Raw genomic sequence first — 12,774 nt, 5'->3', positions numbered from 1 at the left:
CGGCCCGGCTGACGGTGAAGCAAGACGACGGAATCAACCGAAATAGCCGACACGGGTGGCCAGCGAGGTCGAGTCGGCCAGCGCGTCCATCAGGACGTCGTCACCGAAGTCGGGGCCGAGCGCGTCGATGCTCGGGCCGAAGGCCTCGGACAGCGCCTGGTCGAACGCTGCCCACTCCGTGCCCGGCCTGAGCCGACCCACTCTGGGTCAGTCCTGCAGCCCTGGGCGGTCACCGCATCTGGATCCCCGGGACGGCCGGACCTGGTCGGCCGGCAGGGCACGGAAGGACGCGTCGATTATCCCTTCGAGCACAGCTCGGGCGGCCTGGGCGGCGTTCTCCTTGCTCAGCATGACCGCGTCCAAGTTCGTCTCAGGCTCGGGGTGGGAGCGGTAGAACCGGTAGACGGCCTGGGCCGGGGAGATGCGCCGATTGAGGACATCGACGCGCAAGGGACGGCTTGCGGGGCGCACAGCCTGCTCGGCCTGCTCGACAGCCGCCAAGACCTTCTTGGCGTGCGACAAGAAGACCTGCCCGCCCACGCCCGGCCGGGAGCCTCGGGAGGCCCGTACCAGAAGCATGACCTCGATGTGCCGCTCCAACTGGCCTGTATCGGTGTTTCACAACCATTAGTTGTGCCTGGCGTGACTCAGGGTTGTTTGATCGAGTGTTCTTCGCGGTGGTGAGATCTGCCCATGTCTACCCGCACAGAGCAGGTTATGTATGTCCAGACGCCTGAGTTCGCGCGTCATGCGGAGCGGATCGTGGAGGTGACCGATGCGACGTCTCGACTGAACGTGCTTCCGTTCAGCGACAGCCAAGGTCGCGCGGAACTACTTTCTGTTGTGTTCGGTGGTCCGCTGCCGGAATCGGTGGTGATCTATCCGCCCTTCTTCACCGAGTGCGGACTGAACACGACGTTCGGGGAGAATGTCTTCGTCAATCAGGGATGCACCTTCATGGACAAGGGAGGCATCCGTATCGGCAACGGCGTCATGATCGCCCCGAAAGTCAGCCTCATCACCGGAGGCCATCCACTGCCCCTGGCCGAGCGCCGCGAGTACCTCTCCTTCGCCCCGATCGTCATCGAGGACGACGTCTGGATCGGGACGGCTGCCGTGATCACACAGGGGGTGACCCTCGGTGCCGGTGCGGTGGTCGCTGCCGGTGCGGTGGTCACGCGTGATGTCCCTGCCGGCGCCGTGGTCGCGGGAGTGCCCGCCCGGGTGATCAAGAGGATCGACTGAGCCCGGCCGGGCTGGCGGTCCGGGTACGCAGTACCTCTGTGATCTGCTCCTGATGCCTCGTCACGCCCGGCTGCGACCGGCAGTGGGACCGCATCCGGCCTCTGCTGCCCTCCAGTACCGGTCGTCGCGGCAGGCCTTGGGCCGATCACCGCCCGATGGTGGAGGGCGATCGTCTACCGATACCGATACCGATACCGATACCGATACCGGCACCGGTATTCCTTGGCGAGACCTCCCAGCCGGGTTCGGAACCTGGCAGACCGTGTGGGCCCGCCACCGCCGCTGGGCCGCCGAAGGGACCTGGGACCGCGTGCTCAGCGTCCTGCTCACCCTCGCGGACGACGAAGAGCTGCCAGTACGCCACCAAACCAGCCGCCCCGAGAAGTACTGGCCCGCAGCCCGAGGCAGGGCCTCGACGCCCACCGAGAGCCCCCGGGCACGCTATCGGCCGTTCCCGCGGCGGGCTGACCACGAGGAGCCACCACGCCGTGGACGGTCAGGGCCGACCGCCGACCGCCGGCCGTCGTCGGGACGTCCGGGCAGGCGCACGACGGCCAGTCCCTGTCGTTGCTCCTCGGCGACCTGCGAGTCCCCAGAACCGGAGCAGGCCACCCGGTATGACCCCGGCCATGCTGCTCGGGGACAAGGCCTACTCCTCCGACCTCGCCCACCTCAAGCAGAGATCAGCCGGGACGTCACCCAGACCCTCGTTTTCCATGCCCTCCACGGCCTGGCCGGACACCTGCCGACCGTCCACGAACAGGCCGCGGCCATGCACGGATGCGCTCTCCACGCAGGTCCTGCACCACTCCGACGCCGCTGACCATGTCTCCCAGCTCGCCACCCACGGCCCCACGGCCCTCCGACAATGGCGAGAGCACCCTGTACTTTCGCCTGTCTGCTCGGTCTGGCCGGATGCGCCGACGGCGCCCAATCCTGGTGGCAGTTCTCGTGGCAGTTCACCGTCGGCGCGGGCAACGCAGCGGCCGCACGGTGCCTGAACGTCTGCCACCTCAGCTGCGGTGAGGTACACGACGCCAACTTCTGGGCCCAGGCGCATGAACGTCTTCTACGGCTCTGTCAGTTCTGCCGCTGGTCCAGCCCCCGGTCGGCCTCAGCCCAGTGCCTTCTTCACGAGGGCGCCGATGAGTGCTTCGTCGGCCGCGGTCAGCTCCTTCAGGGCGTAGGCGGTCGGCCACATCGCGCCCTCGTCGAGTGCCGCCTGGTCGCTGAAGCCGAGCGTGGCGTACCGCGACTTGAACTTCTCCGAGCTCTGGAAGTGGCAGACGACCTTGCCGTCCCTGGCGTACGCGGGCATCCCGTACCAGAGCTTGGGCGCGAGGTCGGGGGCGGCGGTCCTGACGATCTCGTGGATCCGCTCGGCCAGGACCCGGTCCGCTTCCGGCATATCGGCGATCTTCGCGAGCACGTCCTGCTCCGCTGCCGCCTCCTTCTCCGCCCGGGACGCACCGCGCCGTGCCGCCGTCTTCTTCTGCTCGTGTGCGTGCTCCTTCATCGCGGCCCGCTCCTCGGCGGTGAATCCGTCGTACTTTTCGGCGGTCGCGCCGGAGTCCTCGGCGGGCGATTTCGTGGAAGGCATAGCAGATCTCCTCTCGTACAAAGTGAGACATGGCGGTGCGGAAGGGGAAGTACACGACCGGAAGTCAGGACGGTGCGGGAGCGGGCGGCGCGGCGGCCTCCCAGGCGAAGCCGTCCGGGTCGGTGAAGGCGTCGGCGGTGCTGCCGAGGACGATGCGGTGCGAGCCGGTGCCGTCGGCGGGGACGCCGAGGTCCTTGGCCAGCGCGCGGCGCTTGTACAGCGCCAGCTTGACGGGGCTGGACTGACCGGGGGCGAACTCGGCGTACTTGCCGCCGAAGCTCTTGGCCACGGTCAGGCCCCGGCCTACGTAGAACTGCTTGGTGGCCTTCACGTCCTCGACACCGAGCAGCAAGACGACCTCGTCGATCTCGCGGGTGGCGGGGCCGGTGTCCTTCTTCGCCGAGGTCGCGATCTTCCAGATCGTCCCGTCGGGGGCCCGGACAACGCCGCCGTAACCCCACAGCGACTTCGTGGCAGGCTTCAGCACCGAGGCACCGGCGTACGTGGCGGCGGCGACGAAGCCGTCGACGGTGGCCGGCCCGGACACCGTGAGCGCGAGGGTGAAGCCGCGAAATCCAGTCGATTGCGCCTCGGACGCCCGCAGGCGTATGTACGTGTCCACGCCGAAGGCGCCGTAGAAGCTGCGGGCGGCCTCGAAGTCGGCCACCTCAACGGTGACGGACGCGAGGGTCGTGTGGGCTGCGGTGGAAGTGGTGGTTGCCATGTCCATAACGCTAGGGGCTGGGTGGTGCCCAGGGCTTCTCGATTCCTGACCGCTCTCGCCACTTGCTCGGCCAGGCACGCGGGCACCCCCTCCACCGTGATCGCCGAGCCCGCGTCACGGGTCGTATGAGTGGCACCGGCGAAGCTGACCTGTGGGCTGGCGAGTTGGAGTCGGTTTTCGCTTGTGTGGCGGGTCGGTTCTCACGGGTGGATCTTCGGTGGCGGATGCGGGACTACGTGCGTGGTCTGCTGGCTCCGGTGGAGCGGAAGAACGGCTGGCAGTTGGCCGAGTACGCAGGTCACCGTGGACCGGCTGGTTTCCAGCATCTGCTGAACGGTGCCTCCTGGGACGCTGACGCGGTCCGGGACGATCTGCAGCGGTACGTGGCCGAGCGGCTCGGCACCCCGGACGGGGTGTTGATCGTGGACGACACCGGCTTCATGAAGAAGGGCATCACCTCTGCCGGCGTGCAGCGGCAGTACTCGGGCACGGCCGGCCGCACCGAGAACTGCCAGATCGGGGTCTTCGCCGCGTATGGCCCCTCGAGGGGAAGGGCTTTGGTGGACCGGGAGCTATACCTGCCCAAGTCCTGGACCGCGGAGGCGGACCGGTGCAGGGCAGCGAAAGTTCCTGACAGTCGTGGCTTCGCGACCAAGGGAGAACTGGCCCGCGCGATGATCCTGCGGGCTCTTGCTTCGCCCCTCCCCATCGCCTGGGTGACGGGTGACTGCGCCTAACGGACAGGAATGGCTATGCGCCGAACCCTGGAGGAAGCCGGTGTCGGCTACGTCCTGGCCGTGCCGAAGTCACAGCAACTGCACGCTCCCTTCGGCCGCATCGACCAGGCCATCGCTGACGCTCCCGACGAGGCATGGGAACGACGTTCCTGCGGCGACGGTGCCAAAGGCCCGCGCACTTACGACTGGGCAGCCGCCCGTCTGCCAGTGATCGATGTCTTTGACGGTGACCGGCCCACCCAGCAACGGTGGGTGCTGGCCCGCCGCAGCCAGGCCCGACCGGACGAGACGCAGGCCGAAATCTGGCGTCAGGGGAAGGCGTCGGGCGTCGTCAGAAGGCGGCGTTCTCGTAGGCCCAGTTGTGCCACTCCCACCAGGCCGTGTGCGTCTTGGAACGGTTCATGGTGTGGTTCTTGGCGCGCGTGCCGGTCTGCTTGTCGACGGTGATCATGTAGCCGTAGACCTCGGGCTTGGCCCGCCCTGCGTAGGTGAAGGGCAGGTCGAGGAAGTAGCCGTGCCAGTGGTTCCGCTTCACGAGCAGGGTGTGCAGGGCGCGCGCGGTGTTGTAGTTCCACTTCGGTTCGTTGTCGAGCGCGGACAGGGCGTAGATGCCCTCGTTCACATCGCCCCAGAACACGACGTGGGTGTGGTTGGGGAAGCGCGACCGGTTGCCGTGCATGTAGCGCTCGAGGTCGGCCAGGCCCATGTCCTCGCGCAGGTACTGGATCTGCCGCTCGACGCTCGTCCTCGACGTGTAGCCGACGTAGTAGTCCCACCGCCTTTGGTGGCGCCCGAGCTTGCAGATGGGTTCGGGATGGCTGGGCATGTGCTTGTAGAGGAAGGCGAAGCGGCCGGTCTGGGCCTTCATCTGGCTCAGCCATGTGGTGCCGCCGTTGTGGATGCCCTTGAAGTAAGCGCCCATGCCGCCGCCGGGGACCATCAGGGTGTGCGTCCTTCTCCGAACCCCAGACGAAGAGCCGACCAGCGCAGGGCAACGGGCAGGCCGATCTTGCCACCGACGATGACGCAGCAGCACGAGCTGTTCCAGCAGTGCGGCGGCCCGCCAGTAGGCGTCGGGCTCGCCTACGTCGAGCTGCGGGGTGTTCACCCGGTGGCGGGCGACGGCGGCCACCAGGACCGAGTAGTCGCGCCATCCGGGCCTTCGGCGAGGTTGTGTCCGATGACTTCGAGCCGTGGCGGGCCCTGATAGAGGACATCCGCGCCCTGCGGCTGACGGTGTACGACATCGCCGACCGGCTGCGCTCCCTGAGAGCCCCGTGACCGTGGCCTCGGAACGAGATGTCCGCTGTTCAGGACCGGACGGCCACCCACGCTTCCTGGTCGTCGTCTCCACCCTGTTCTGGGAGGACGGACCTGGTCTTGTGGGTGCGTGCCCCTGACCTCTCTCGTCTCTATGATCGGGCTCCTCAGCCCCGGGACTGCGCGGCCCGCAAGCCGAGACAGTCGGCGATGGGGCGCTGGCGCAGCCCGCGGTAGAGGGTGAGCAGTTCCTCTTCGGTGAGCTGAAGCAACTCGTACAGCGTGATGGTTCGACGCCCGAAGTCCACGCGCCGGGTGTCCACGGTGCAGTTCTTCGGGAAGGCCAGTGTGAAGGCCGGTGACGTAGGTCGCCGCTCGATGCCGCTCGTCGGGTCACAGGCGATCCAGCCCTCCCCCCCGCCACCACCTGATCGCCGCGCGTGCGATGTACAGCTCCCGGGTGACGGCGTCGGCGCCCATCTCGTCGGCCCGCGCGGCCATCAGCTCTGCGAGCACCTCCGGCAGGGCTAGGTTGTCCAGTACACCGATGGGGAAGGCGGGCGGCTTTGCTCCCCGGCGGGCGGGACCGGTCGGCGCCGGTTCACCGGCGAACATCCACCCCCACGTCGTCAGCGAGATCCGATAGCCCTCTGCGGAGGACTTGGAGATTCCTGCGCTAGCGACGTACCGCTCGACCGCCGCGGCGTACGAGGACGGCTGGACGGACAGGGGGGCCGTCTGGGTATGGGGAAGTCGAGGCGTGCTCCCACTTCCGAGTTCGGTCACTGCTTCCATCGTCACGCTCGCCCTGCCTTTCCAGAACCGTCAGAGGCCGTCGTCGTCGTGGACGGGCCGGAGGCCCCGGTCATGCTGCCCACGCCGCGCCCCCACTCCGCAGCCTGAGTCCGCCATCGTCGTCGTGGACCAGGAGTTGGCCCTCGAGCCCACCCGGAGCAGGTCCTGGGTGGCGCAACCGCGCAGTCGCTCACCAGCTGGTGTTCGACCACATCGACCGGTACGGCGAGATGTTGGCGCAGCGCCTGTTCACCTGGGCGTTCGTCGCCCAGGTGTGCTCGGCTCGATCGATCAGGTACTCGGTCGGGGGACCACCCACGCGGGGCACGAAGCGGACTTCAGGTGCACAGGATATTTTTGATCGTGCGACTGTGAGACCACCCACGCGGGCGCGGAGCGGACTTCTTCAAGTCGCGCAGCGCCTTAGAACTCCTAACAGAATGCGTCGTCTGTAGCGTGGTTGGTTTCTTCGCGGCCCGATACCAAGGTGTCTTAGAGTCGCCGCATGCGGCGAAGGACGGGACTGGCGATAGCTGGGGTTGCAACTCTGGCCTGGGGCGAGTGGTTGAACTGGCGCTGGTCTCGAGCGCTCGTGGGAAGTAGCGGGGGCGCCTCCGCGGCTGTGGTGGTGTTGGGGTACCGGAATCCTCAAGCGACGGCGAACTTGATCAACCGATGGCGAGTCCGTGCTGGAATCCGCTCCATCGCCGTGGACGGTGCACACGGAACCTGCGTGATCTTCAGCGGCGGTGCGACCAGCAGCGGGGCCACGGAGGCCCATCTGATGGCTGACTACGCGAAGTCGGTGCTTGAGTTCGACGGCACGGTGCTCCTAGAAGACCAAAGCGTGACGACGTGGGAGAACATCACGAACGTGATCCCACTGCTTGAAGACGTGGATTACATCAAGGTCGTCTCCCAGCCAGCCCATGCGCTCAAGGCCCGTGCGTATTTGCGGCGGCAGCGCCCCGACCTTGCAGAGAGGCTGGTGCGCGCGGATGACTACCGCCCTGGCGAATGGATGGTCGTGAAACCGTTGTCGGCTCTGTACGGACTTTGGACGCTCCGTGGCCTCAAGGCCGACGAGCGGAAGGTCTCGCTGTAGACAGCGGCTGTCGCTTGGCCTCACGCATGGTGGTACTTGAGCCGACGAGTGAGGAGGGCTTCATGGATGTCGTCGCGGATCTCCCAACGGGTCCGCAGCCGGCGGAACCAGTGCAGGTGGGCGAACGCGCGCTCCACGACCCAGCGTTGGGTGCCCAGGCCGGAGCCGTGCTCGGTGCCGGTACGCCTCCAGGTCGGCAACCTGGACCAGAAGGTCGAGGCACTGAGCAACAAGATCGACCAGAACCAGGCCCAGATCATTGAGCTGCTCACCCAGCTCGTGGGCCAGCGCCCCGACGCCGACTGAACTCGCAAGGCCCCAGCGAGGGTCCTCGCTTGCACAAGACGCCTCGGCCAGAAATCTGGCCGGGGCGTCTTGTGTTCGGATCAGGGCTTGGCACGCAGGTGTCCCTGCCGGGCCTGGACCAGGTGGCGCCATGCGCAGCGGACGTCGTCTTCGCTGGTGATCCAGCGGGTGGTGGAAGGTTGTGGCAGGGGCAGGGCGGCCGAAGTGGGCGATGTCGGTGAAGTAGGCGAAGTCACCGGCGACGGTGAGCGCGCGGAGCCGTTCGATGGTGGCGGCCAGCTGCGGATGGTCGTTGCGGACGGCATGGTGAAAGGCGCGGGCGAGTTCCACGAAGCGGTGGAGGAAGGGGAGCCCCGCGGTCTCGATGTCGGTGTTCAGGCTGTGGGCGCGATCAGTGACGCCGCTGGTTCCGGCGTCCTTGATCAGGGCGACGGCCTGCGCGAGGAGGGTGTTGGGGCGCTGGTTGAGTCCGTCGCGGAGCTGAAGAACGCGGGCGGCCTGCTGTGCCGGGCGGACAACGGCGCGCTGCATCCGAGGCCCGGGCGGGCTCCGGATGCCAATGCCGCCGCTACCTCCGCTCGCGCCGTTCCAGCACACCCCACCGGCCGCCTCGTAGGCCAGCTCCGGGCATAGAAGCGATCAGGGGGAGCGGGTGCGGCTTTCCGCCCCCGTACGAGCGGCAGCGAGAACCCATTCCACAGGAATGGTCACCGCCTGAACAATTGCGAGCAATACAGGCTGATTGTCTGGATTGGATTTATTAATCCAGCCCCTACCGCATTGTCAGTGGCTGGTTCTACCTTCGAAGGGAATTCCTCCCAAGCGAAGGCGGTGCACGTTGGCGAACGTCGTCTGGCACACGAAACTGGGTATCGAGCTCGACCTCACCCGCGAAGATCTCGGCCACGAGGCGTTGCCGAGTCTGTGGGAAACGCTCTACCAGACCGACCGGCTGTACGCGGCGAAGAACGTGCCGGTATCCGAGCGGGGCCTGCAATGCGGTGGGGTGTGCCGGAAGGCGGGCGTCGAGGCGTGGATGTACCTGCGGCCTCGTTCGAGCGGGCGGCGTGAGGCGGTGCACGAGCGAGCCGAAGACGAGGAGCGGCACCGCGCGGCCGTGTCCGATGAGCACAAGGCGTACCAGGAGCGGATCGTGCGGACTGCGGAGGCTGCCGGGTTCCAGGCGGACAGTGAGGTATGCGGAGGAGCGTCGGGCCGCGGTCGTGGATTCAGACGGACACGCTCGTGCAAGGGGAAGGCGGGCTTCGGATCGGGTGGGAGGTCCAGCTGTCCACCGCCGGTGCCGAGGGCCCGCGAAGCGTGCGCGCCAGGGCGAGCCGGGCCGCGAAATACGGCATCACGCCGGCCTGGCACACCGATCGCGCGGAGTACGCTCGGCGCAACGACGCGCACTGGACGCGGAGCGACAACCTGCCCGCGCACGTGATCACGAAGTCGGGAGACCTGCGCGTGGTTTCGGGCTTCCGTGTCCTGGACTTCTGACGGTGCGATGTCCGCGCCCTGTACCGGTGCCCGGATAGCCAGAGGCGCTGCGGCAAGATGCACGCCACGCCCAAGCCGCGGGACGTGTTCTTCGACGACCTGGTGCGGCGGACCGCGGCCGGGCTGATCGTTCCGCTTGATTTCCGGGACGGATCGCGTACTCACCGGTTCTGGGTGACGAACGCGGACCGGGACCGGTACGCGGATCTCACCAGCGGTCGGCCAGTCCAGTCCTCCGCGGTGGCGGAGAGGCCGGACCACCTGTCGACGGGCGCGAGTCATCGTCCGCCAACATGCCGCCCGTCTGCCCTTGGCGCTCATATCCCGATCGCACCCGCCCCCTCCTCCTCGGTACTGACTCAGCCCACCGTCCCGCCTGCTGCAGAGTCAACTGCCTGGCTGCTAGCACAGCCGGTCAGCGAGCCCATGCCCGCTACGGACGTCGAGCGCGCTCCTCAGGACCCGGCGGACACCGGCGTGCCGGAAGGTGAATCAGATTCGAACGCGCATATCATTCCGGTAATGGCTGAGACCTCCTTCCCCGGTGACCTGCTCGCCGCCCAGACCCGCCTGCACCAGGCCACCGCGGAGCTTTCGGCGCTGCTGCGGTCCTTGCCCTGGTCGGTGGAGCCCCTGGAGGGCTGGCCCGGTACCGAACACCAGCACACCGGCGAGGTCACCGGCGGCCGGGAGTCGAGCCCGGGATGGACCGATGAGCAAAGGGCCGCGGTGGCCCGGCTGCGCCGGGAGTGCCTCGAGCTGTCCGCGACGGTCATGACCCACTCGTACTGGGAGGGCTTCCAGGGCGCCGACGTGGTCAAGGAGCGGATGCGACTCAAGGCCGCCTCCCGCGCCGAGGTATCGGTGACCACCGCGGACCTGAGTACCGCCGCCTGAGCTTGTTCTTTATCTTCTGGCCTCGAACGGTGTCCCGAACGAGGTCTCTCACCTGGGCACTCGCCGGACATGAGGGCGGCCTTCGTCTGATCCTGTGCTCCGTTACGAGGAGAACCAGCCGAAGGCCGTTGTCATGAGTGTGGTGTGCCCGGATGTCCGGCGGGAAGCGTTCGCGGAGGCGTCACGCTTCCGAGCAGAGTTCTATGAGTGCCTGGCCGCCCGGCGTGACTGGCTTCGTTCACGTTCGGCAGCAGCGTTTGTCGATGAGATTCGGTTCTGGCACAGGTTCCGTGCTTCGTCGCCGGGTGTAATGAAGGGAAGAGCCGGAGCGTGGCTGTTGATGCAGCCCAGCAGGCGAAAGGTGGCCGAAGACGTGCAAGGTACTGTCACCGGCATGCCTAACGACCTCCCTTCCTGTCGCTGTGTGATCTGTCATGACTACGGTGATCGCGAAGAGGCCGATCGCATGGACCTGCGGACTGTCGAGCAGGTTAAGGAGCATGGCTGGAGCGTGGTCATGGTGCCGGCCGACGACGAAGGGCCCGGCTTCGCGTACACGAGCGGGCTCTGGCACACGCACGCGGTGCCTGAGCTTGCCATGTTCGGACTGGGTATCCAGACGATGCACGTGCTGCTTAACTCCCTCGGCCACAAGGCTGCGGCCGGGGCTCTGCTGGAGGGTGGCAGGGAATGCCACGGCATCATCGAGGACCGGCCCGTCGTCCTGAAGCCAGCGGATCTCCGCTGGTACCGGGAGTTCTTCGGGCGCGCGATCTCCTTTTACCGGCGGCCTCCGTTCCCGGTACTCCAAGCAGTGTGGCCGGACGCCGATGGCCGCTTCCTCTGGCAGCCGGGGGCCGACGAGCAATACCAGCAGTCTCAACCGCAGTTGTGGTTGAAGCCGGCTGAGCACCCGCCGGGGGTCTGGACGGCACTCACGACTGGCTGAAGGTACGCAGGGACTCTCCGAAGGGCATGCAGGTCAAGCGAGCAGGACTCGTTTGCGTAGGAGAGCGAAGCCGGCGCGGCCGAACATCTGGCGCTTGAGCATCTTGATCCGGTTGACATGGCCTTCGACGACGCCTGAGTTCCAGGGCAGGGTGAGGCCGGCCATGACGGCGTCGCGGTCGTGGTCGATGCTTGCGGCGAGGGTGTGGAGGCTGGGCAGGTCGTCCTGTCGGACGGCGTCGAGCCAGCCCGGCAGGTGCTCGCCCTGGCGGCCGGTGAGCATGGCCGCGAAGGACCGGACGTGCCTGGTGAGCGCGTCGAGTTCAGGGCAGTGCGTCCGGACGGCCTTGAGCCGGAGTTGCTCGGATTCGGTGAGGGTGTCCGGGTGCCGAAGCACCCATCCGGCGACGGCCCGGGCCGAGGGTGGCCGGGCAGTCACCGGCCGTTGCGAGATGCGCTTGTCGTGCAGGTAGGCGCGAACCCGCTGGTAGCTGCCCTTGTAACCGAGCGGCACGATCTCTTCCCACAGCTTCCACGCATTGGTGCAGCCCTCGCTCCAGCGGTCGTCCAGGTAGGGCTTGTACTCGTCGAGGACCGAGGACCGGTTCTGCCACTGCCCGGTGAACAGTTCCTCCGGCTTCGCGGCGTCGGCGAACCGTTTGACGGTGTGCCAGCTCATCCCGAGCTGCCGCTGAACCGAGCGTAGGCTGTGTCCTGCCTCCAGCAGGGCATGGACGGCTGCGTGCCGGGCCCGAGTCCGGTCGGCAAAGCGGTGGCCCGTCGGCCATGGCGACGCGGATGGGTCCCGGGTCGGAACGGTGTCAGGTTCGGGTTGAGGTTGAGGCGTTGTGGGCGTCAGGACGCGCAGGCAACGGCGGTGCTGGGCGACGCTCCTCTCGGCGGCTTCGCTCAGGTTGTGCCAGAGGTGCCACCGGTCTGCGACCTGGACCGCCTGCGGCGCTCCAGCAGCGGCGCCTTCGGCGAAGAACGGCGCGCGGTCCCGGCAGACGACCTCGACGCCAGGTCGCTGGGCGAGCCAGGCGGCCAGGCTGGATGCCTCCCGGTCCGGGAGCAGATCGATCGGACGGCGGGTTTCGACGTCCACCAGCACGGTGCCGTAGTGGCGGCCCTTGCGGGTGGCGTACTCGTCGACGCCGACCACCCGCGGCGCGGGCACCTCCGGCTCAGGCAGCGCGTCGACCAGGCGCAACACCGTGCTCCGGCTGACGGACACGCCGAGGACGGAAGCCAGCCGGGCGCCAGCCCGTCCGGCCAGGGCAAGCCCGACCGCGGCCAGAGTGGAGCGCAGCCGCTCAGTGCGCTGGCCATACCTGCGGGTGAGGCCGGTTATCTGCTCCACGAAGGTCCGGCGGGCGCACATGGTGTTTCGACACCGAAACCGCCGAACTCGTAACTGGAGCACGACTCTGCGTCCGGCACTCGGCGCGTCAGCGGGAAACCGCAGGTAGGAGCTATGAACCCGGGTCGACCAGGCCCCGCACCCCGGGCAGGCTGCGCCGACCGTGGTGCACTGCGCGTCAACGCGCACTATCTCGATATTCACGTCTACCGACAGCACCGCGATATCCGCGATCGACGGGAACAACAGCTCCTTCAGCCGGAGCACGACCTCTTCCACGGCCCGGACTTTCAG

Annotated in this window: 16 protein-coding genes and 4 pseudogenes; 9 read left to right on the top strand and 11 right to left on the bottom strand. The window is 67.5% G+C overall.

What is annotated here, in order from left to right; genetic code table 11:
* Positions 1 to 33: 33 nt before the first annotated feature.
* Both KKZ08_RS00545 and KKZ08_RS00540 read right to left on the bottom strand, forming a co-directional pair.
* On the bottom strand, positions 34 to 201 hold the full coding sequence (locus KKZ08_RS00545) for a hypothetical protein (protein WP_223772516.1): 168 nt from the start codon (positions 199 to 201) through the stop codon (positions 34 to 36).
* A 6-nt stretch (positions 202 to 207) separates the two neighbouring features.
* Complete coding sequence (locus tag KKZ08_RS00540; protein WP_223772515.1) at positions 208 to 579, bottom strand: hypothetical protein; 372 nt, start codon at positions 577 to 579, stop codon at positions 208 to 210.
* A gap of 138 nt (positions 580 to 717) precedes the next feature.
* Here KKZ08_RS00540 and KKZ08_RS00535 point away from each other — a divergent pair, with 138 nt between their 5' ends.
* Together KKZ08_RS00535 and KKZ08_RS00530 are read left to right on the top strand one after the other, a co-directional pair.
* Positions 718 to 1,245, top strand: a complete 528-nt coding sequence (locus KKZ08_RS00535) for a DapH/DapD/GlmU-related protein (protein ID WP_223772514.1) — start codon at positions 718 to 720, stop codon at positions 1,243 to 1,245.
* A 92-nt stretch (positions 1,246 to 1,337) separates the two neighbouring features.
* Positions 1,338 to 1,904 (top strand): annotated as a pseudogene (locus tag KKZ08_RS00530) (IS5 family transposase); the annotation flags it as partial.
* Between the two features lie 455 nt (positions 1,905 to 2,359).
* On the opposite strand, the gene KKZ08_RS00525 reads toward KKZ08_RS00530, so the two are convergent.
* Both KKZ08_RS00525 and KKZ08_RS00520 read right to left on the bottom strand, forming a co-directional pair.
* Positions 2,360 to 2,845 (bottom strand): DUF1801 domain-containing protein, encoded by a 486-nt coding sequence (locus tag KKZ08_RS00525; protein ID WP_223772513.1) that lies wholly within the window; start codon positions 2,843 to 2,845, stop codon positions 2,360 to 2,362.
* 64 nt (positions 2,846 to 2,909) lie between these two features.
* Positions 2,910 to 3,575: a glyoxalase gene (locus KKZ08_RS00520; RefSeq protein WP_223772512.1), complete on the bottom strand. Its 666-nt coding sequence runs from the start codon at positions 3,573 to 3,575 to the stop codon at positions 2,910 to 2,912.
* Positions 3,576 to 3,694: 119 nt separating this feature from the next.
* On the opposite strand from KKZ08_RS00520, the pseudogene KKZ08_RS00515 reads away from it, so the two are divergent.
* A pseudogene (locus KKZ08_RS00515) lies at positions 3,695 to 4,594 on the top strand (IS701 family transposase); the annotation flags it as partial.
* Positions 4,595 to 4,637: 43 nt separating this feature from the next.
* Here the strand turns inward: KKZ08_RS00515 and KKZ08_RS00510 are convergent.
* The 5 genes and pseudogenes from KKZ08_RS00510 to KKZ08_RS38560 form a co-directional block, all read right to left on the bottom strand.
* Positions 4,638 to 5,246 (bottom strand): hypothetical protein, encoded by a 609-nt coding sequence (locus KKZ08_RS00510; RefSeq protein WP_223779366.1) that lies wholly within the window; start codon positions 5,244 to 5,246, stop codon positions 4,638 to 4,640.
* A gap of 84 nt (positions 5,247 to 5,330) precedes the next feature.
* Positions 5,331 to 5,453: pseudogene (locus KKZ08_RS00505) on the bottom strand (toxin Doc); the annotation flags it as partial.
* Between the two features lie 280 nt (positions 5,454 to 5,733).
* Positions 5,734 to 5,889 (bottom strand): hypothetical protein, encoded by a 156-nt coding sequence (locus KKZ08_RS00495; RefSeq protein WP_223772511.1) that lies wholly within the window; start codon positions 5,887 to 5,889, stop codon positions 5,734 to 5,736.
* Positions 5,890 to 5,959: 70 nt separating this feature from the next.
* Complete coding sequence (locus KKZ08_RS00490) at positions 5,960 to 6,352, bottom strand: hypothetical protein (RefSeq protein ID WP_223772510.1); 393 nt, start codon at positions 6,350 to 6,352, stop codon at positions 5,960 to 5,962.
* Between the two features lie 199 nt (positions 6,353 to 6,551).
* Complete coding sequence (locus KKZ08_RS38560) at positions 6,552 to 6,680, bottom strand: hypothetical protein (RefSeq protein ID WP_263303322.1); 129 nt, start codon at positions 6,678 to 6,680, stop codon at positions 6,552 to 6,554.
* Positions 6,681 to 6,866: 186 nt separating this feature from the next.
* Between KKZ08_RS38560 and KKZ08_RS00485 the strand changes: the two genes are divergently transcribed.
* Positions 6,867 to 7,466: a YdcF family protein gene (locus tag KKZ08_RS00485; RefSeq protein WP_223772509.1), complete on the top strand. Its 600-nt coding sequence runs from the start codon at positions 6,867 to 6,869 to the stop codon at positions 7,464 to 7,466.
* 20 nt (positions 7,467 to 7,486) lie between these two features.
* Here the strand turns inward: KKZ08_RS00485 and KKZ08_RS00480 are convergent.
* Positions 7,487 to 7,642 (bottom strand): annotated as a pseudogene (locus tag KKZ08_RS00480) (transposase); the annotation flags it as partial.
* On the opposite strand from KKZ08_RS00480, the gene KKZ08_RS00475 reads away from it, so the two are divergent.
* The 5 genes from KKZ08_RS00475 (at position 7,617) to KKZ08_RS00455 (ending at position 11,121) form a co-directional block, all read left to right on the top strand.
* Positions 7,617 to 7,772 (top strand): hypothetical protein, encoded by a 156-nt coding sequence (locus KKZ08_RS00475; protein ID WP_223779365.1) that lies wholly within the window; start codon positions 7,617 to 7,619, stop codon positions 7,770 to 7,772. The pseudogene KKZ08_RS00480 and the gene KKZ08_RS00475 overlap by 26 nt on opposite strands.
* 156 nt (positions 7,773 to 7,928) lie before the next feature.
* Positions 7,929 to 8,405: a hypothetical protein gene (locus KKZ08_RS00470; protein WP_223772508.1), complete on the top strand. Its 477-nt coding sequence runs from the start codon at positions 7,929 to 7,931 to the stop codon at positions 8,403 to 8,405.
* A 687-nt stretch (positions 8,406 to 9,092) separates the two neighbouring features.
* A complete protein-coding gene (locus KKZ08_RS00465) occupies positions 9,093 to 9,275 on the top strand; it encodes a hypothetical protein (protein WP_223772507.1) in 183 nt (60 codons plus the stop codon).
* 522 nt (positions 9,276 to 9,797) lie between these two features.
* A complete protein-coding gene (locus KKZ08_RS00460; protein ID WP_223772506.1) occupies positions 9,798 to 10,172 on the top strand; it encodes a hypothetical protein in 375 nt (124 codons plus the stop codon).
* Between the two features lie 94 nt (positions 10,173 to 10,266).
* On the top strand, positions 10,267 to 11,121 hold the full coding sequence (locus KKZ08_RS00455) for a DUF4262 domain-containing protein (protein ID WP_223772505.1): 855 nt from the start codon (positions 10,267 to 10,269) through the stop codon (positions 11,119 to 11,121).
* Between the two features lie 33 nt (positions 11,122 to 11,154).
* Here the strand turns inward: KKZ08_RS00455 and KKZ08_RS00450 are convergent, their stop codons facing one another.
* Positions 11,155 to 12,759: an ISL3 family transposase gene (locus KKZ08_RS00450; protein ID WP_223772504.1), complete on the bottom strand. Its 1,605-nt coding sequence runs from the start codon at positions 12,757 to 12,759 to the stop codon at positions 11,155 to 11,157.
* Positions 12,760 to 12,774: the final 15 nt, after the last annotated feature.

Origin of the sequence: Streptomyces sp. 135 (genome assembly GCF_020026305.1) — a bacterium.
In the GTDB taxonomy this organism is placed as follows: domain Bacteria; phylum Actinomycetota; class Actinomycetes; order Streptomycetales; family Streptomycetaceae; genus Streptomyces.
The sequence above is the reverse complement of the archived record's forward strand: the minus strand, read 5'-3'. Positions and strand labels throughout refer to the sequence as shown.